At 55.8% G+C, this 19,686-nt stretch carries 14 protein-coding genes; 11 read left to right on the top strand and 3 right to left on the bottom strand.

What is annotated here, in order from left to right; genetic code table 11:
* Positions 1–7: 7 nt before the first annotated feature.
* The 11 genes from AABZ39_16910 to AABZ39_16860 all read left to right on the top strand — a co-directional run bounded on the left by AABZ39_16910 (position 8) and on the right by AABZ39_16860 (position 17,506).
* Complete coding sequence (locus AABZ39_16910) at positions 8–1,300, top strand: hypothetical protein (GenBank protein ID MEK6796461.1); 1,293 nt, start codon at positions 8–10, stop codon at positions 1,298–1,300.
* Positions 1,300–2,142: an AraC family transcriptional regulator gene (locus tag AABZ39_16905; protein MEK6796460.1), complete on the top strand. Its 843-nt coding sequence runs from the start codon at positions 1,300–1,302 to the stop codon at positions 2,140–2,142. The genes AABZ39_16910 and AABZ39_16905 overlap by 1 nt, the downstream gene beginning before the upstream one ends.
* 84 nt (positions 2,143–2,226) lie before the next feature.
* A complete protein-coding gene (gene secA, locus AABZ39_16900; GenBank protein ID MEK6796459.1) occupies positions 2,227–5,199 on the top strand; it encodes a preprotein translocase subunit SecA in 2,973 nt (990 codons plus the stop codon).
* A gap of 14 nt (positions 5,200–5,213) precedes the next feature.
* The gene (locus AABZ39_16895; GenBank protein ID MEK6796458.1) at positions 5,214–6,362 is read left to right on the top strand and encodes a class I SAM-dependent RNA methyltransferase; all 1,149 of its coding nucleotides are present in this window, start codon (positions 5,214–5,216) and stop codon (positions 6,360–6,362) included.
* 39 nt (positions 6,363–6,401) lie between these two features.
* A complete protein-coding gene (locus tag AABZ39_16890) occupies positions 6,402–7,421 on the top strand; it encodes a hypothetical protein (protein ID MEK6796457.1) in 1,020 nt (339 codons plus the stop codon).
* A 6-nt stretch (positions 7,422–7,427) separates the two neighbouring features.
* On the top strand, positions 7,428–8,711 hold the full coding sequence (locus AABZ39_16885) for a hypothetical protein (protein MEK6796456.1): 1,284 nt from the start codon (positions 7,428–7,430) through the stop codon (positions 8,709–8,711).
* 82 nt (positions 8,712–8,793) lie between these two features.
* Positions 8,794–10,515 carry a cytochrome c biogenesis protein CcdA gene (locus AABZ39_16880; protein MEK6796455.1) on the top strand — a complete coding sequence of 574 codons (1,722 nt, stop codon included), beginning with the start codon at positions 8,794–8,796 and terminating at the stop codon, positions 10,513–10,515.
* Positions 10,516–10,616: 101 nt separating this feature from the next.
* Positions 10,617–11,639 (top strand): GntR family transcriptional regulator, encoded by a 1,023-nt coding sequence (locus tag AABZ39_16875; GenBank protein ID MEK6796454.1) that lies wholly within the window; start codon positions 10,617–10,619, stop codon positions 11,637–11,639.
* Between the two features lie 13 nt (positions 11,640–11,652).
* Complete coding sequence (locus AABZ39_16870) at positions 11,653–13,137, top strand: cellulase family glycosylhydrolase (protein ID MEK6796453.1); 1,485 nt, start codon at positions 11,653–11,655, stop codon at positions 13,135–13,137.
* 13 nt (positions 13,138–13,150) lie between these two features.
* Positions 13,151–16,006, top strand: a complete 2,856-nt coding sequence (locus tag AABZ39_16865) for a DUF5060 domain-containing protein (protein ID MEK6796452.1) — start codon at positions 13,151–13,153, stop codon at positions 16,004–16,006.
* 150 nt (positions 16,007–16,156) lie between these two features.
* Complete coding sequence (locus AABZ39_16860) at positions 16,157–17,506, top strand: AGE family epimerase/isomerase (protein ID MEK6796451.1); 1,350 nt, start codon at positions 16,157–16,159, stop codon at positions 17,504–17,506.
* A 6-nt stretch (positions 17,507–17,512) separates the two neighbouring features.
* Here the strand turns inward: AABZ39_16860 and AABZ39_16855 are convergent, their stop codons facing one another.
* The 3 genes from AABZ39_16855 to AABZ39_16845 form a co-directional block, all read right to left on the bottom strand.
* Positions 17,513–18,154 (bottom strand): hypothetical protein, encoded by a 642-nt coding sequence (locus tag AABZ39_16855; GenBank protein ID MEK6796450.1) that lies wholly within the window; start codon positions 18,152–18,154, stop codon positions 17,513–17,515.
* A gap of 12 nt (positions 18,155–18,166) precedes the next feature.
* Positions 18,167–19,033, bottom strand: a complete 867-nt coding sequence (locus AABZ39_16850; protein ID MEK6796449.1) for a CHASE2 domain-containing protein — start codon at positions 19,031–19,033, stop codon at positions 18,167–18,169.
* A gap of 197 nt (positions 19,034–19,230) precedes the next feature.
* A partial coding sequence (locus AABZ39_16845; GenBank protein ID MEK6796448.1) for a hypothetical protein occupies positions 19,231–19,686 on the bottom strand: 456 nt, incomplete at its 5' end.

Genomic DNA, 19,686 nt, shown 5'->3' with positions numbered 1-19,686 from the left:
AAGACAGATGGCGTACTGCGCAGCGCTGGCGTGCGCCCTCACGATGAGCATGGCATCGCTTTCGGCGTATGATGCGGCACAATTCACTGCGCGTCTCGCCGCGTACGATCTTTCGTCCGACTACAGCAGCGCGTTCGAGATAATAGCGGAGCGCATCGCTGCCGACGGAGCCTATGACGGGTATGCCGACACTCGGCGATTCATCACGGGCGATGTGCAGGCGAGGACGGCGGTGTCGATCTTCGACCGGTATATACGCGCGGCGGAGCGGACATCGACGGATACCGCGATCCGCGATAATGTCCGGCGATACTATCGGGTGCTCTTCAGCGTATTGACCGATGCCGCACAGTTCACCGGTGCCTGCAGTGCAGCGGAGCTTTTCGCGAAGAGCACATCGTTCGATGAGGGAGTGATAGTACAGCGCATCGGCACATTCTTCGGCAATGGACGATATGATGAATATCTGCGTTTGTATTCGCTCCTCGTGAGCGAAAAGGCACGATCGCCTGAATATCTGAAGGCGGCGAAGGCGGCGATGAACATAGGAAGCAATGCGTTCGCGCTTGCGCTCTATCGTCGCGTCCATACCAATACACCGCCGCCCTCCGATGCGTTCAACATGGGCATCGTGTCCGTACGTGTCGCCGAATACCGCGATGCGCTCACGTATTTCAACGCGGTCAGGGAGCGGCCGCCGTCGTCCCCGGTGTGGTATTATGAGGACATCGCTCGTTTGATGCTCGGCATGGCATCCGCTGGGGGGAAAAGCGCATACACGCCGTATTGCACGGCGATACGCTCTTTCCTGAGCGGTGATTACAGCAATGCCGGCATACAGTATGAAAGGTCATTGAGAGAGCCGCTTCCCGCGGCATGGCATGCCGAGACGCTTCGCATGCTCGATATACTTTCCGACCGCGGCATGGATGATGCTGCGCTGAAGCGGTATGCGCCGTACCTTCGTGCGTCCGTTTCCGAGAACGCCCCGGGGCGTGCGGCGGCACTCCTGTCACTGATGACGGCCGATGCCGTTCCCGAAAGGATACGCCTCATGGCCGCGGCGAACGATATGACCACCGGAACGGCGGCGCTCAGGGGAGCCCTTGCGCGTATAACGCCGAACGGTACGCAGGCGGTACAGGCGAGGATATATCTCATCGCTGTCATGGATGCGCTCCTCGGCAATGATAAAGCGGCACGCGACGGATGTACCGCGTACCTTATCGAAGCGCCGGACGGGCTTTTTTCATTCGAGGCGCGCAACGCCCTTCTGGGCATGAAAAAGGATATGCCGTAATGGGAACGCGTATGGATATGAAAAAACGTGCTGACCACATGGAAGGATATCATCATACCCCGTCGCCGGACGAGCGGTCACTGGGGATTTGGGTGACCATCGCCGGGCATTATGTATCACGCACCCATGCCGTTATTTCCCGGACCATGGACGAATATCAGCTTCTGTACTGCGTTGCCGGGAGCGGTACCGTGCATATCGGTGATGTGTCAGCCGGTATTTCGGCCGGCGATGTTTTTTTTGTGTTCCCGAACATACCCCATACGTACCGCTGCGGTAAAGATGGATGGGATGTCTGGTGGGTGCACTTTTTCGGTCCCTACGCAAAGACGCTCCTGTCATTCGCACGGATCAGCATCGCACGCCCCGTGCTCGCGATCGGCGATAATAAAGCGGTGCGCATCGATATCAGCCGCATCATGCAGCTTATCAGGAAGAAGGGTTTCGATAATGCGCTTACGGCGGCCGTACGCCTCATCGATCTTCTCGTGAAGCTGAAACAGGCGCCGTTCGCCCGCGACATACCGGATGCGGGCATACTCGGTGCCGTCGATTACCGCGCAGCGAGCGTGGGCGAGATCGCCAGGCGCTTCGGCTATTCCAAATATCATTTCATACGCAAGTTCAAGCAGCTGACCGGGATATCTCCCTGGAATTACATCCTGCTTTCGCGCATAAGCCGCGCCAAGGAGCTCCTTGCCGATCACACGCTTTCGGTGCGCGATATCGCCTTTACGCTCAACTTCAGGGACCCGAACTATTTCTCACGTATATTCCACCGCCGTACGGGGCTTTCGCCGCTCGAATTCCGCCGCCGCTACCATGAGGGGTCGATACGATAGGGCGGTGCATACCCTTTCTTTTTTGTCCATGTATGGTATCCTGTATCCCTCTCGGGCTATGAAGCCCCACAAGCGAGGATACACATGTCTGCGGTAGATTCCGTATTAAAGCTCATTTTCGGCGATAAAAGTAAGAACGATATCAAGCGCATCCTGCCCGTTGTCGAGAGGATCAATTCTCACGAAGAGGCGATGAAGGCGCTTTCTGATGAGGCCTTGGGGGCGAAAACGGCCGAATTCCGATCGCGACTGCGCGAAACGCTCGGCACCGATATTGATACGCTCGATCTGTCGAAACCGGAAGAAAAAAAGCGTCTTTCAGCGGCACTGAACGACATTCTCCCGGAAGCGTTCGCCGCCGTGCGCGAGGCATCACGGCGTACCACGGGGATGCGTCACTTCGATATGCAGATGGTCGGCGGCATCGTCCTCCATGAAGGGAAGATCTCCGAGATGCGCACCGGTGAGGGAAAGACGCTTGTCGCAACGCTCCCGGTATATCTCAATGCGCTTACCGGGCTCGGCGTCCATGTGGTCACCGTCAACGATTACCTGGCACGACGCGACGCGGAATGGATGGGACCGATATACACCATGCTCGGGCTTTCCGTCGATGTCATCGACAAGAGCCAGCCGCATTCTCCCGAACGCCGCGCCGCCTACCGCGCGGATATAACCTACGGCACGAACAGCGAATTCGGGTTCGACTATCTCCGCGACAACATGGTCATGCGCGCCGAGGACAAGGTGCAGCGGCCGTACTACTATGCCATCGTCGACGAAGTGGACTCCATCCTCATCGACGAAGCACGCACACCGCTCATCATATCCGGTCCGGCGGAAAAGAATGTCAAGCTCTATTATGAGATAGACAAGATAATCCCCACGCTCAAAGAGGCCCAGGTCGATAACCGCAAGAACGAGGTAGCGGGCTCGGGCGATTATGTCGTCGATGAAAAGGACAAGAACGCATACCTCACCGAACAGGGTGTCGCCACCGTGGAAAAGCTCCTCGGTCTTGAGAACCTCTACGGGAGCCGTTCGGTCGATGTGGTGCATCACGTCAATCAGGCATTGAAGGCGCATAAGCTCTTCAAGCACGATGTGGACTATGTCGTGCAGGACGGACAGGTGCTCATCGTCGATGAGTTCACCGGCCGTATCCTCGAAGGGCGCCGCTACAGCGACGGGCTCCATCAGGCCATCGAGGCGAAGGAGCGTGTGGCGATACAGAACGAATCACAGACGTATGCGACGGTCACCTATCAGAACTATTTCCGCATGTATCACAAACTCTCGGGTATGACGGGCACGGCGGAGACGGAAGCCGAGGAATTCGTCAAGATATACAATCTCGATGTCATCGCCATACCGCCGAACAAGAACGTGATACGCAATGACCTTTCGGACAGGATATACCGCACGCGCAAGGCGAAATTCGATGCGCTTGCGCTTTATATCAAAACGCTTCAGGATGCGGGGAAGCCCGTGCTCGTCGGCACTATTTCCGTTGAGATGAACGAAGCGCTCGCTGCGGTGTTCCGCAGGCAGGGCGTGAAATTCGAGATGCTGAACGCGAAGAACCATGCGCGCGAAGCGAAGATAGTCGCCGTGGCGGGCGAACCCGGATCGGTGACGCTCGCGACGAACATGGCCGGCCGCGGTACGGACATCGTGCTCGGGGGCAATCCCATCGAGAAGGGCATGAGCGAAGTGGAGCAGGTGCTCATCGTGCTCAAGAACCATGCTTTCAAGGAAAAGGACCCGCGGAAGAAAGAAGAGCTTACCAAAAAGATAGCATCGATAGAGACGCACAAGGAAGGCTTCGTGCGCGGCGTCATCGCGGACAAGATCGATGAGGCCGCCGAACTCGCGCGGCGCACGGGGAGCGAGGAGCTTCTTGCGAAACTGGATACCATCGTTGCGATACGCGAGAAGTGCAAGCGCGACAAGGAGATCGTCGTCGCGAACGGCGGACTTCACGTCGTCGGCAGCGAACGGCACGAGGCGCGGCGCATCGATAATCAATTGCGCGGACGAAGCGGGCGTCAGGGCGACCCCGGTCTTTCGGCATTCTACATATCGCTTGAGGACGATCTCATGCGCCTCTTCGGGAGCGAGCGCATCGCCAAGATGATGATAGCAATGGGCATGAAGGAAGAAGAGGAACTTGAGCACCCGTGGATGAACTCATCGATAGAACGTGCGCAGCGCAAAGTGGAAGGGCGCAACTTCGATATACGCAAACATCTCCTCGAGTATGACGATGTGATGAATCAGCAGCGCATCTCTATCTATGCCGAGCGCAACAATATCCTTTTTTCGGAATCGATACGCCCGCGCGTTGAAGAGATCATGGAAGAGGTCATCGAGTCATCGCTTGAGGAAGTGTGCCCGGCGAGCGAACGGGGCAGATGGGACAAGGATGCGCTGCGCCGCTGGCTTGAGACCGCGTACAATATGAAACTTGATGAAGCGGTGATAGACGATCTTTTCGCGAATGACCATGAGCACATGCTTGCCGCGCTCAAGGAACGTATGCGCGCTCACTACGATGCCAAGGTCAACGAGGTCAATCCAAAATTCTTCGCCATGGCAGAGCGCCATATCTTCCTTCAGATACTCGACAATCGCTGGAAGGAGCATCTCTTCATGATGGACAGCCTGCGTGAGGGTATCGGGCTGCGGGGATATGCCGAGCGCAACCCGCTCACCGAATACAAGCTCGAGGGCTTCCGCATGTTCGCCGCCATGGTGGGGTCCATGAAGCGTGAGCTCGCAGAGATACTTTTCCATGTGCGCATATCCGCCGAGCAGTTCGCCGACGATACACCGGAATCCGCGCTTGCCGGCGGCGTGGAATCAAAATCGGAAGTGCGCTCGTTCGATGCGCTCCGCTCATCCCCCGATGCACCCCCCGCCGTCGGCCCGCAGCCGTCGCCCGCCCAGGGCGCCGTGCGTAATCAGGCGGTGGCGGGACGAAAGATAGGACGCAATGAACCGTGCCCCTGCGGCAGCGGCAAGAAATACAAGCTCTGTCACGGCCGCGATGCATAGCAGAGAACGATGCCATGCCGATTAAACTTTCAGCACTCTGCGCCTTCGGCATCGAAGCGGTGCTCGCACGGGAATTATCAGCGCTTGGTTTTGAAAGCACATCCGAGAACGGCCGCTTGACGGTTTCGGGCGAGTGGACCGATATCCCGAAGCTCAATATGCATCTGCGCACCGCCGAGCGCGTTGTCGTGGAGCTTGCGACATTCCCCGCCCCGGATTTCGATGCGCTGTTCGAGGGAACGCTCTCTGTCAATTGGCCGGATATCCTACCTGAGAATGCTGTCATGCATGTCATTGGGAGATCGCATAATTCGAAGCTGCACGGCGTACCCGCCTGTCAGGGTATGGTCAAGAAAGCGATGATCACCTCGATGCAGAAGAGATATAAACGCGAGCGTTTTCCCGAGGATGGACCGCTCTATCGCGTAGAGATAGCGATACGCAACGATATCGCTTCCCTTACGCTCGATACCACCGGCGATGGGCTTCATGCGCGCGGGTATCGCGCCGAGGCCTTGGAAGCGCCGATAAAGGAAACGCTTGCGAGCGCGCTCATCCTGCTTTCCAATTGGCGGCCACCGCGGCCCTTCGCCGATCCGCTCTGCGGTTCGGGCACCATCGCCATCGAGGCGGCGCTCATCGCACGGAATATCGCCCCCGGGATGAAACGGCGCTTTTCAGCGGACCGCTGGCCCATCATCGATGCGCGCGAGTGGGGGCGCACACGCGAAGAGGCGCTTTCACGCGTTACCGCGTACAACGGAATCATCCATGGGTCGGATATCGACGAGAACGCGGTCACACTTTCCGCGGCGAACGCGGCGCGTGCCGGCGTTGCAGAGAACATACGGTTCGCGCGGCGAAGCATCCATCATTTCAAGCCCGAAGAGATGGACGGCGTCATCGTCACCAATCCGCCGTACGGCGAGCGAGTGGGGGAAGAGGCGGATGTCGAAGCGCTCTATCGCGCCATGGGAGAGTCGTTCCGAGCGCTCAACCACTGGTCGTATTTCATCATCACATCGCATGAGCGTTTCGAGCATCTTTTCGGTGAACGTGCAAAGCGGAACCGGAAGCTTTATAACGGTGCGATAAAATGCTACTATTACCAGTACCCGAGGAAGAAACCCATAGCGGTGGGCAGCGGCGAGCACTTGACGTAATATTCAATCATTGTTATGCTTTCAGCATAAGAAGTGCCTATGAGCTATTTTTCAAAAAGCCGAAAGCGAACGAGGATACTGGAAGCCCTCGAGAAGAAGCGCGTCGTCCGCGCCGGATTCCGGTTCCCGTTGGGCATTTATCCCGAGGATAATTATCTGCCCGATGAGGGCTATACGGTGGAAGCAGCACCCTCCACCGTCGACGGCATGTTCGGCGACCGATTAAGCTATGCGGCGGCCGTAAGCGCCGAAAAGACACGTGCGCTCATGGATGAGTCGGTCGGATTGTTCCGGGAAGAGGCGTGCGTCATCATCGAGCGATGGTCGGAGGACGTCAATCGCGACAAGGATGTCTTCATAAGCCGCGAGATACCGCTTGAGCGCATACGGCGTGTGTTCGATCACTATGATTCGCTCTGGATGGAATGCGGTTTCGTCAGTTTCGGTCTTATCGACTACGAGACAGGACTTGAACTCCTGCTCAACGATCACAAGGTCATCGAGCTTTTCGCGCCCTATTCGTATACGGAGCGCATCGAAGCGATGTTCTCCGAAGCGGCCATCCCGTTCAATAAGGAAATGACGTTCAGCTATAATTATGATCACTGGCATTCATCGCTTGCCGGGCTTGTCCATGAGGTCAAGGATGACGAGAATACCGAATACGATTTCGATTACTACGATATCATAAACGACCTGAAGATACCCCTCGGGCTTGAAATGGCATATGGGGACGAGGAAGAGATAACGATAAAGCCGCGCTGGTGGTATATCGTTGCCAAGGGCGTGACCAAGAGCGGACTGAAGGATTTCGTCCAGTCGTATTATCTCGTCGCGGAAACGGAAGAGGAAATGGAGACCTATATCTCCGATGAAATGGACGCCCGCGGTGTAACGAGCTATTACCTCTATGACAGCTGTAATGTCAATCCCGGCACCGTCGATATCGATGAGAATTTCACGTCGATACGATGCGCGGATTTTTCCAAGGCGATACCCGGCATATGGGCGGCGAGCGAGATCATGCTCATGCCGCGAAGCAAAAAGCGCATGGTCTGACGGGCCGTGGGAAAAGCGCTCATTCCCCGCAGCATCGACCCGCGTACGATCACACAGCTTGCTCTCGGTACGGACAGACGTATCGATGCGCTGTACGGCTCGCTTCGTGTCGATAATCCCAACGGTTTTACGTTCGAGACGACCCGGCGCATGGAACTGGTGGCGCAATCGGGAAAAGAGGTCGACATATCGATACCGCGTTCACAACGTATTGCCCTGCCGAAAAAAAAGCGTCTTTCTGAGAACATGCTGTCCGTTGAGCCGATCGGGAAGCGGCTTGATGCGCTGCGCTATATTACGCTCCGCGCCGGATGGAATCAGACCGATGAGGACCTTCAACGCATCGTCCGTCTCGATCCGAAGAGCACGTTCATCGCATACCTGTCAGCCGGCGGAAGCCGCGTACCGGTCGGGAGCGGCGTGAGCGCCCCGCTCGGCGAGCACAATGCATGGATAGGCCTTGTCGCTGTGGTCCCGGAATTGCGGCGCTACGGCATTGCCAACGAGATAATGATTTCGTGCCTGATGCGTGCGCTTGCGGATAAGCGCATCATCAACGGCCTCGATGCGACGCCGCTCGGTCATACGGTGTACGGTGCGCTCGGGTATGAGGATTCCTATCGCCTCTGGCGTTCATCGGTATCGACGGAGACGTATGCGGACGCCCCGCTCGACGAGCGTGTCCGTCCGATGACCGTGCGCGATATGCCCGACATTGTCGCGTATGACGCCGCACGTTTCCTCGAGCGGCGCGCGATACTGCATGCGCTTATGCGCGATGCCCTTGCCGCGTTCGCTGCACGCTCGAATGGACGTATCAGCGGATATGTGCTGGCACGGCCCGGACGCATGGCACCGTTCATCGGTCCGCTCTTTGCTGACGATATCGAGACGGCCCGCACGCTCGCGTCCGCCTGCGCACAGAAACTTCATGCGATGGGTCATCGCGATGCGTTCATCGATACGCCGGAGGCGGCATTCGAGGAGGTCGCTGCATCGCCGACGGCTGAACCGGAAAAACCGCGCCGGCATCGCATCTTTCCCGGGCTGACACCGCTTCGAAGCTTCATGCGCATGTACCATCTTGTGAGCGATGAGAAGGCGCATTCGCTCCTTGCCGCATACTGCGAAAAAGAAAGCCTTTCATTGTCGTCACCGCGTGCCCGCCGTATGGCAGACATGCTTTACCGCGGTGTGCTGAACTATTCCGTGACAAAAGCGTTCGTTGAGCATGAGCGGACGGCATTGCTTCCGCATATCGGGGCTATCTCCGGTGCCGAGAAAGGATGAATGATATCCGTGGAAGGCTGGATCTCGTGTCCCGCCCCGCCATTCTCTTGACCATACTCATCCGAAATGGTATAGTATGCGTATGAAAAACATACTGTTCCTATTGATCGCTTCCACCGTACTGTTCTCACAAATGGGCGATGGCGGCGCATTCGACCGCGATGCGGAGGTGACACTGCGTTCCGTGCAGGATGCCTCCGTAACGATACGGGTAACAACGCCGCGGCTCTCGCATGCGTTCATCGCATCGAAGATCTCCCTGCCGATAGCGTTCAGCGCGCCTGCCGGTTCACGGCTGCTGGTGGTGAAGGTCGTGCCCCCGTCGGGAACGAAAAAAGAGGATGATATCATCCTTAACGGTGCGGGTGATTTTACCGTGCATATTGACGGCGGCGTTGCGGGCATGAACGCCATCGATGTCCGTTACCAGCTCTGCCTGGACGATGCCGGCGTCTGCCTGAGCCCGAAGACGAAAACGGTATCGTTCCCGTTATCCGCTCCGGCAAAGTCCACGGTGCCGAAGGCGGATATCTTCGAATCGCTCGCGACATCGATAGAAGGTACGAACGTAGCGTTCGCGCTCTTCCTCTGTTTCATAGCCGGTATCGCATCGTTCCTCCTGCCGTGCGTGTACCCGCTCATACCGATCACCGTAAGCTTTCTCGGTACGCGGGGCGAGAAGAAGGGATCGTTCGCCGGTGCGGCGTTGTTCGGCCTCGGCATAGTCGTGACGTATACGGCCCTCGGCATAGCGGTGTCGCTGTTAGGCCGCGTGCGCAATGTGCAGTTCGGCTCCATAGCATATCACCCCGTCGTGCTCATCCCGCTTGTGCTCTTCTTCATCTATTTCGCCTTCTCCATGCTCAATTTCTATGAATTCAAAGTACCCGGCTTTCTCACGAAAGTGAAGGACGATGCCTATCAGAAAGGCAATTCATTCGCAGGTAAGTTCTTCATGGGAGCGGTCACCGGTCTTGTCGCATCTCCCTGTGTAGGACCCGTCGTCGCCACCATACTCGGCGTGAGCCTTACGCAGCCGCAGTACGGGTATCTGTACATGTTCTTCTACGCACTCGGCTTCGCATCGGTGCTGGTCGTGCTCGGCACGTTCTCCTCGCTCCTCGGCAAGCTCCCCAAGTCCGGCGGTTGGATGGATATAGTGAAATACGTATTCGCCCTTCTCATGCTCGGCTTCACCGCGTATTATCTCAATCTGCTTCTGGTGATACTCGGCGTGAGAACGTCGTCGGTATACATCACCGTTGCCGTGTTCGCCCTTGTCGCGATTGTCCTTACCGCTGTCACGTATCGATCGCTTGACGAATACCTCAAAGGCGATCGGATCAAATCGCTCGGGGTGCTCCTGCTTTTCCTGGCCGGGCTTACCCTGCATCAGGCGGCACGGAATGAATTTCTCGGCCGAGCGACACCGGTCATTGAGGAGACGAAGGCGCTCAGTTTCGATGAAGCGCTGCAGACGGCGAAAGCGGAAAAGAAGCTCGTGTTCATCGATTTCTATACGAGCTGGTGCGAGAACTGCGAAGTGCTTTCGCGTACGATACTCATGAAGCCGCCGGTGAAGAACCTTCTCGCCCGGAAGTTCGTCGTGCTCAAGATCGATGCCGACAAGGAACCGTGGCTGCGCGACCGTTACGGGGTCAAGTACTATCCGTGGATAACGGTCGTGGATGGTGCGGGAACGCTGGTATATGAACGCAATCGTTTCGGCATATTCGATAAGGCTCTTGCAGAAGCCATGCATGCGGAGCTGATGACAGCGCTGTCTAACGCTGTGCAGAAATAGATATATTTTTTGCGGGATAATATATTGACATCAGACGTCTGATGTCTTAGCTTGAGTGCATGATCCAAGGTGCTCAAACTGTTTCCCGCCGCTACGAGTTAGTGAAAAAATATGTCCGCGGCCAGATCGCTGCAGGAAAATACCCTGACGGCAGGATAGAGTCCGAGGGCAAGCTTGTAGAGGTGCTCGGTGTATCGCGCTCCACCGTACGCGAGGGGCTGAGCGAACTTGAATACGAAGGCGTCATCGATATCGTTCATGGAAAAGGGACCTTTGTCTGTACGGCCCAGACACGGATAAAGACCGTGTCCTATGTATTCTCCCGCGTCGAAAGCGAATCCTACGATAACCCGTACTACGGGGGCGTTTTTGCCGGCGTCGAGGAAGAAGCAAAGCGCATCGGTGCTGCGATAGAATACCGGTCCTACGGGCGAAAGGAACTTCTCGCCGGCGCGGCCGATTCTCATCGGTTCGAGAACCCCACCGTACTGGTGAGCTATTTTCCGCGGGCCGTCATCGAACGTGCTATCGCGAGCGGCGTGCCGTTCGCCGCAGTGGATAATCTGCACGAGGGGCTCTCATTCCCGACCGTCGTCAGCGAGGGCGTTGCAGCGGCATACGAAGCCGTATCGCATCTCATCTCCCTCGGGCATAGAAAGATCGCTCATGTCACCGGCAATATGATGGAATACAGCGGCAAAGAGCGTCTTCTGGGTTATAAGAAAGCGCTTGCGGCGGCGGGTATTGCCATCGATGCGGCGCTCATCATCGAAGGAGATTTTACCTGGGACGCGGGTTACCGCGCGGGCGAAGAACTCGCGGCGCGGAAGAGCGAATTCACTGCAGCGTATTTCGCCGGGGATACCATGGCGATCGCTGCCATGCAGTATTTGATGAAGCAAGGCGTGCGCGTTCCCGAGGACGTAAGCATTGTCGGCACCGACGATATCCCTGCCGCTTCGCAGCCGATGTATTCGCTCACCACGATGCGCCTTGATACGTGCGCCATGGGAAGAAGCGCAATGTCGCTCCTTGCCGATCAATGCGCAGGGAAGCGGGAGGCACCGGTGATGCGTGTTCCGCGATCGCTTATCGTACGCTCATCGGCAATGAGTATTGGATAACAAAGGAGTCTTTATGAAACAGATCATCGTTCTCTTTGCAGCGGTGAACCTTTCCGCGGCACCGGTGCTTGTAAGCGGCGTCGATATATCGAAATGGCGCGGTTTCAATCTCACGGAGCAGTATACGGCGGGGAAGGAAAAGCCGTTCCTCGAAAGCGATCTCAAGCTTATGTCCGAGCTCGGCTTCAATTTCGTGCGGCTTCCGGTCGACTACCGCATCTATGATGATGTGAATGCTCCGCGAAGCTATAAAGAAGATAAGCTCACGCTCATCGATGAGGCGGTCGCATTCGGTGAGAAGTACAAGATACACGTCTGTATCAATCTGCACAAAGCGCCGGGCTACTGCATCAACCCTACGAAAGGGCTCAATGACGAACTATGGACGAACACGGTCACGCAGGAGTATTTCATCGACTATTGGGTGATGTTCGCGAAGCGATACAGGCATCTTTCTGCGGAGCGCGTGAGCTTCAATCTTCTCAACGAGCCGGCGCGCACAACGCCGGAGCAGTTCCTTCCTCTCATGCAGCGTGTCGTTAAAGCGATACACGATGTCGATCCCAAACGCATCATAGTCATGGACGCGTTCAATGTCGGTGCTGTGCCTATGGCCGAGCTCTACCAGATGCCGGGTGTGGTCACCGCGATACGCGGTTATGCGCCGGGCGTGCTTACGCATTACAAGGCTGAATGGTCAAAGGGTTCGGATAAGTACCCGGTACCGGGATGGCCGGTGTCGTGCAGGATCGGCGCATTTCTCTATCCGCCGGAAAAGACCGACGTGCCCAACGGTCCCGCTGTGATACGGGGAAAATTTCCCGCCGGTACGAAGGTCGCCATCAATGTTGCGCAGGTGTCGATGAAGGCGCATCTGACCATCAAAGCGGATGAAGCAATCATATTCGATACGATACTCGAACCGAAGGATGGTCCGGGGGACTGGAAGGAAGTGATATACAAGAAGGAATACGACCGCTATCAGAATAGATATGATAAGGAATATTTCGCCGAAGTGAAAAAAGATGCGGCAGTCCTTACGTTCAATAATGCGGAGGGTGACTGGCTGAAAATGAACGGCATTCGTCTCTCGTTCCCGGATGGGAGATCCTTGTCTATCGCGGCTGAGCCGGCGTGGGGAAAAAAGCATGAAGCATACCGGATCGATGAGGGGGCCTTCACGTATGACGGGTTTGACGGTGAATACCCGGTCAAGAATTTCCTTGCGCCGTGGAAAACGGCGATTGCCAACGGAGCGAAGATATTCGTAGGAGAGATGGGTGCGTACAAGTACACGCCGCATGATGTAACGCTTCGGTGGATGGAGACGTGTCACCGCGAATACAAGTCGATGAATATCGGCTGGGCGTACTGGAGCTTTCGTGACTCCTTCGGGCCGATCAACAGCGGACGAAAGGATGTTCAGTACGAGGAGAAGGACGGGCTGAAGATCGACCGGAAGATGCTCGACGTGATGCTTCGCTATCTGAGATACTGAATCGGAGTGACCAATGGAACCGTACATGCGTGCGTTCGTGATCTCTGCCATCATATGCGTCGTGTCCGCTGCATGGCTCTGGACACTTGATGGCGTCAGCATTCTGCCGCACGGCGAGATACGTTTTGAGGACATCTCGCTGCGCACCCTTGTGTTCGAGCCTGGGTATAAGGGCACCTATCAGGATGCATCGTCCGTGACAGCGGCGGCAGGATATCCGAAGAATGAGAGTACATCATTTGAACTGAAGGCTGCCGTGAAGCTCCGCAGCTCCGGGAAAACGCTTGTGCTCATACAGAACGCAAAACGGCACGGCAATGGGTATCACATGACATATCTGTTTGAGAACCCTGACGCAGCTGAATTCGCCACCGACCATACGCTCGTGGTGAACATGCCGATAGCGTCCTCAAAAGGCCGCACGCTTGTTTTTGATGACAAGAAGGCAGTACTCCCTGCGGAGTTCGGCGGCAAGTATGCATTAGAACCGCGCACGGTTTCGCGCATCGTGATACCGCTCGCTCGCGGTTCCGTGATACTTACCGGAAAGCTTGCCGTGCATATTCAGGACATGCGCGTATTCAAAGGAGATTCATTCGAGCTTAAGATCAATTACAACACGAGAGGTTCGGGGCTTTCGTATATGCTGTACGCTGTATCCGAAGGAGCTCCGCTTCCGAACACTGACATGCCGCCGCCGTTCATTATAGCGACCGTACCGGTGCGGTCCCCCTATGCGATGAAGAGTGTTCCCGCAGTATCGATCGCCTCGGTGAGCGAAGCGAGACAGCATGCCCGTGTTGATATACGGCTCTCGCTCTCCGCTGCGTTCGAGAACCCGTTCGATCCCGATGAGATCGATGTCCGTGCAAAGTTCACCGCACCTTCCGGCAAGACCACAGTGCTCCCCGCATTCTTTCATCAGCCGTACACCGCAGAGGAAAAGCCGGACGGGTCGCCCTCTTTTGCGCTCCGCTTCCTCCCGACAGAGGCCGGCCGACACACGGTAAGCGTGCGCATGCGCGATGCATCCGGTTCGGCCGAAAGTGCCGCTTTCGCGTTCACGGTATCGCCCGGGATTTCAAAGGGGTTCGTGCGTGCAGCCGCGAACAAGAAATATTTCCGATTCGATGACGGAACATCATATTTCCCCGTCGGTCATAATGTATGCTGGTCGAAGTCTGCGGCCGATTATGTGAACTATTTCTCGAAGATGTCGGCTGCCGGGGAGAATTATTCCCGGATATGGATAGGGCCGTTCACGATATTCACGCTCGAACGCATCCCTGCAGGCGACGCTGATTATGCGGGCCTCACCCGTTTTGACCTGCGCAATGCCTCGCGTTTCGATGCCGTGCTTGCGAATGCCGAGGAGAAAGGTATCTTTCTCATGTACTGCATCGAATCGTTCAACAGCTTTTTAAGTGCTGGCGGGCAAAGCATGTGGCATAAGTGCCCGTATAATGTCGAGTTCGGCGGGCCGTGCGCAAAAGCGGGAACGTTCTTTACTGACGCCGATGCAAAAAAAGCGTTCAAGAAACGCCTGCGCTACATCGTGGCGCGGTACGCATACGCACAGAACATCATGTGCTGGCAGCTGTTCAATGAAGTGCAGCAGACGGACAATTACTCGAGCAGCGAGAACGCAGCATGGCATGCGGAAATGGCCGGCTATCTGAAATCGATCGATCCGTACATGCATCTCGTCTCAACAAGCACCGGTAATACGGAAGGGGATGAAGCGCTCGATTCCCTTCCCGGCATGGATTTCACGGTATCGCATAACTACGGTGCGGGCGATGCCGCCGTGCTCATACAGAGCTATTCGCTCGAGAAACCGGTGCGTTACGGGAAGCCGCATTTCTTCGGGGAGTTCGGCGCGGACGTTCGCGGCAACGCCGATACGCTCGATACTGAGGCCATCAATCTGCATAACGGCATATACGCATCAGCATTCTCGCTTGGCGCAGGGACCGGCATGCTCTGGTGGTGGGATAATTACATAGAACCGCAGAACCTGTACCGCATCTTCACGCCGCTTGCTCAATTCGTGAAGGATATACCGTTCGCGCACATGGACATGAAACCTGCGCTGGTATCACTGCTGGCCGGGTCGGCACCGACGCTTGATGCGGTCATGCTCGAAGGTAAATACGGCGAATGGAAGGAACACCCTGCGAACAGGCCGATAACGGCTTTTGTATCGAAGGATGGGCTCGTGACCGGTGCCGATGATCTTGCCCGCGTCATGCACGGTATTCGCAACCACGCAAAGCTCAATAACCCGGTAACGTTCACGGTTGACTACCTCAAGGACGGCAAATTCAGCGCTGTTATTGCCGGCGTATCTGACTACGGCGGTGCAAAGCTTGTTATCGTTCTCGACGGAAAAAAGGTGCTCGAAAAAGATCTCATCGATGACAATGAATCGCGTACCGGCACCATGCGTCAGTACAGCGGGGCGTATACGATCGATATCCCTCAGGGAAAACATACGGTCACCGTTGATAATCAGGGCAATGACTGGATGGAGATATCGTACCGATTCGATATGCCGTCGTTCAAACCGCCGCTCCATATCTTCGCGCTCGCGGATACAGGCGCAAAGGGTCTGTGCGCCATGGCCTGGTTCAAACATAAGGTGAACACCTATGCTCTTCGTGTCGCCGCAAAGGCGCCGCTTGAAACGATACAGGGTGCATCCTTCGTGATACAAGGGCTCTCCGACGCCTCCTATCGCATCGAGTGGTGGGATACATATAAAGGTGGAGTACAGTCTTCGGCAACTGCCGTCTCGCGCGGCGGATCGCTCACCGCGGCGATCCCGCCGGTGGAGAAGGATATCGCGTGCAAGATCTATAAGCAATGAAAGGAGCAGTCATGAAACGTCTTACGTTGCCAGTCGGGAGCGGAACGCTCATCATCTCCGGTTCATGCACCGCTTCGGTGCATGATAACCCGACGATAAAAAAGTGAGGCAAAGAATACCATGAAACACTGTATCCCCGCTTATACTCTGATGACCCTCATTGCCGTGTCGTGCACACGGCCCGTCGGCAAAGAATTCCAGCACGATGCCTCATCGGCCGCGATGACCGACATCCCCCGCGTGCGCGCCGAATGCCGCGAGATACTCGAGAAGAACATCATACCGTTCTGGTATCCGTCGACGATCGATGCGGTGAACGGCGGATACAATCTTAATCACGATATCAACAGCGTGTTCAAAGGCCTCGGGTCGAATGCCGGCTACAGCAGCAACCGCTTCCTCGTCACGCAGAGCCGTATGGTGTGGTTCTTCGTCCGCCTTGTGCGCGCCGGCTACGATCGTGAAAAATATCTTCCCGCAGCGAAACACGGATACCGCTATCTCAAAGATACGATGCAGGATAAGAAGAACGGCGGGTTCTACTGGGGTGTAAGCCCGTCGGGCAAGGCGATACAGCCGAACAAGCACATGTACGGCCAGGGATTCGCCGTCTATGCCCTCTCGGAATACGCGCTTGCATCGAAGGACCCGGAGGCGAAGGCATTTGCGTTACAGACGTTCCGTCTCCTCGACGCAAAGGCGCATGATGCGGTGAACGGCGGCTATACGGAATACTTCACGCCTGAATGGGCGCCCATCGAGGGAACGAACGTAAAGAACTACCTCGGCGTTCCCAACGGGCTGAAGCTCATGAACACGCATCTGCATCTCATGGAGCCGTTCACGCTTCTCTATCGGCTTACCGGCGATGCGCTCGTCAGGGAACGGCTCACCGAACTCGTCATGATACAATCGTCATCGGTAATGCGCAAAAGGATCGGCGCGTGCACGGATAAATACGATGCGAACTGGACGCCGGTCGATAACAGCAATTACGATCGCGTATCGTACGGTCATGACCTTGAGAACATCTGGCTTCTCGCCGAGGCGTGCGATGCGCTCGGCATACCGAACGCGGTGCTCATGGACGGCTATCGAGCCATGTTCGAGTATGCGCTCCGCTACGGATACGACAGCGTCAACGGCGGATTCTATGATTCGGGTAAATTCAATATGCCGGCGGATAAGATACAGAAGACCTGGTGGGTACAGGCGGAATGTATGTACAGCGCTTTATCGATGTATGCAATGACAAAGGAGCGGACGTATCTCGATACGTTCTACGGCACGCTCGGCTGGGTAACGAACCACCAGATAGACTGGAAGAACGGCGAATGGTTCTCTGATGTCTGGCCAGATACGGTGAAGGGCAGGAACGGTATTACGAACCGGGGATTCATCCGTGTCGGAGGCAAGGCGAGCGCATGGAAAGCGGCGTATCACAACGGCAGGGCCATCATACAGGTGCTGGAACTTCTTGACCGGCTTGAGCGTCCGTGAACGCCGTCATCCGTCGATGGCGGGGCCGTTCGTGGTGTCGTCGATAAGCATCGAGTAATATTTTGTCAGGGCAGTGAACCTGCGTTCTGTTAGAAGATTTAATACGGGTTTACCGAGCCTTCGGACCTGGATGCGGTAGAACGGCTGACCGGTAAGATGGAAGTACGTGATAGAGAATGAAAGCGGGCGTATGCGTTCGAAATCCGGCGGCTTGTACAGCTCCGCAAGGGTGTTCTTCTTTTTTTCGTGTTTCAGTACGTCGTGTTCTTTTATCGCCTCAGCGAAAGTGTTTTCACCCCGCCAACGGCGGAAATAGCGTTCCGCATTGCCGCGCGCCGCGAGAAGCCTCTCTGCGACCGCTTCCTTATCGAGATAATACGGCGTTTCAAGCCCATCGATCTTCCTGAGCTCCTGAAAGAAGAGGAGCCGCGCATTCTCTTCACGGTACTCGGTCATGCCGTTCCGTGTGTGCAGGAATCGCACCGCTTCCTGATAATCATCCTCGAGGCGGAGGAATTCCTCGATGCGGCTGTTCCCCGCATGATCGGGATGCGTACTCATCACGAGTGAGCGATAGGCGTCTTTCAGTCCGGCATGGTCGGCGATGCTGCCGTTGTCGATAAGCGCTATGAAGCGATTGTCACTCATATGCCCCGCTTGTCAGCGTATCTGTTCGTACAATGACGCCATGCCGTAATAAAAAAGGCGATGCACGGTGATCAGGCCTACCGGCGTGTTCACCCGCCCGATCTTTTCCCCATCGTAGCAGATGATGACGATTCTGTCACGGATTCGCGATGCGGGAAACGTGTTCGACAGGATAGAAACGAACGATAGAGCGTCGAGCGCATCTTTTTCCGGGAATGAAATTCTTACTTCCTGATGATCGGTCAGCGGCAGGCGTTTTCCGTTGATACGAAGCTCCCTCCCCGCGACGATCTCAGACTGTCCGAACATATATTCAGCGAGAGCAAGCCAGAGCGATCGTACGATATGTCCGTTATATTGCTCGATCGCGGGCAGATATTCAGGGTTTCCGCGGTAATCGACGAAACCGTAGGTTTGGCACACTGCGGCATGCTCGGGCAGCGGGAGCCAACCGCTTCTCCCTTCGATGATAGTATGTACATGACCTTGGATATTCGTGTATATCGCTTTGCGGTCAAAGGGATTGGGTTTCTTTTCTCCGGTATTCACCGCCGCCTGCAGGAATGTCGGAACGGCTTTCATTTCTTTCGCAAGCGCGGCATCAGTATCGGCATTCCCGGGAAGATCAAGGAAGAACTTCACAACAACAGCTTTTGGAGATGCGGCACGCAGATTCCGCATTGCCGTGACGAACGGCGTCCTGTTCGAGAACGGAACATCACCGATAGCAGCTATCGTCCGTGCATCGACAGCAACAATGGCGAACGGTGAATAAGCGCCGATAACAGGAATTGATGTGAGGATGAAAAGAAGAGAAATGAATGGTACATTCCTTTTTTTAACGCCCATGCCTTTCATTATGCCAAGTATACCAGCCATCTGATTCATGTCAAATCAAACTGCGTCTCGCCGAGATCCTCGATGGCATAACCCCTATCCTCGTCAAATAATTTTTTCTCACCCCAGTTATTCTTTCGACTCCCCTTTCCCCTTAAAAAGGGGAAAGGGGCTGGGGGATAGGGGTTGTTCTATTGTCAGCATCTCTCGGTATCAATAATCTCTTTACAATGATGGTGCTACGCGAGATTCACCCGCACGAGCGAACGTATCGTCTTCAGTCCGTCAAAAAAATCGGTACGCGGACTGATGCAGAATTCTTCGCCCAATGCGAGCACACGCTCGCCTTTTGCGGGGCTCGCCAAGTGCAGGTAGACATAGCAGTTGCCGTGATTGTTCGAGAGGTGTTCCTTGAGATGGAAAAGATCGGAATCGTCGAGCATGTCGGCGTTCAGATGCAGGTTGATGCGCTTTGCGTTCGCGGCATCGGCCGCCGGTGAGAGATTATCGCTTAATATCTGCGAGCCGCGGGATGATGGCGCGTTGTACGCAGGACGTTTCTTGTTGACCGATGCCTTCACCTTCGTTGTCCCGGAGAGCACGTCCTCGAGCGTAAACATGGCTTTGATGCGGGAGAAACCGCGTTCCTCGCCTTCCGCATATCCTTCGATGAGCCAGCCGCGGTCGAGATCGAA

The sequence above is a fragment of the Spirochaetota bacterium genome (assembly GCA_038043445.1).
In the GTDB taxonomy this organism is placed as follows: domain Bacteria; phylum Spirochaetota; class Brachyspiria; order Brachyspirales; family JACRPF01; genus JBBTBY01.
Note: the sequence above shows the minus strand (reverse complement) of the source record. Positions and strands in the feature narration are given on the sequence as shown.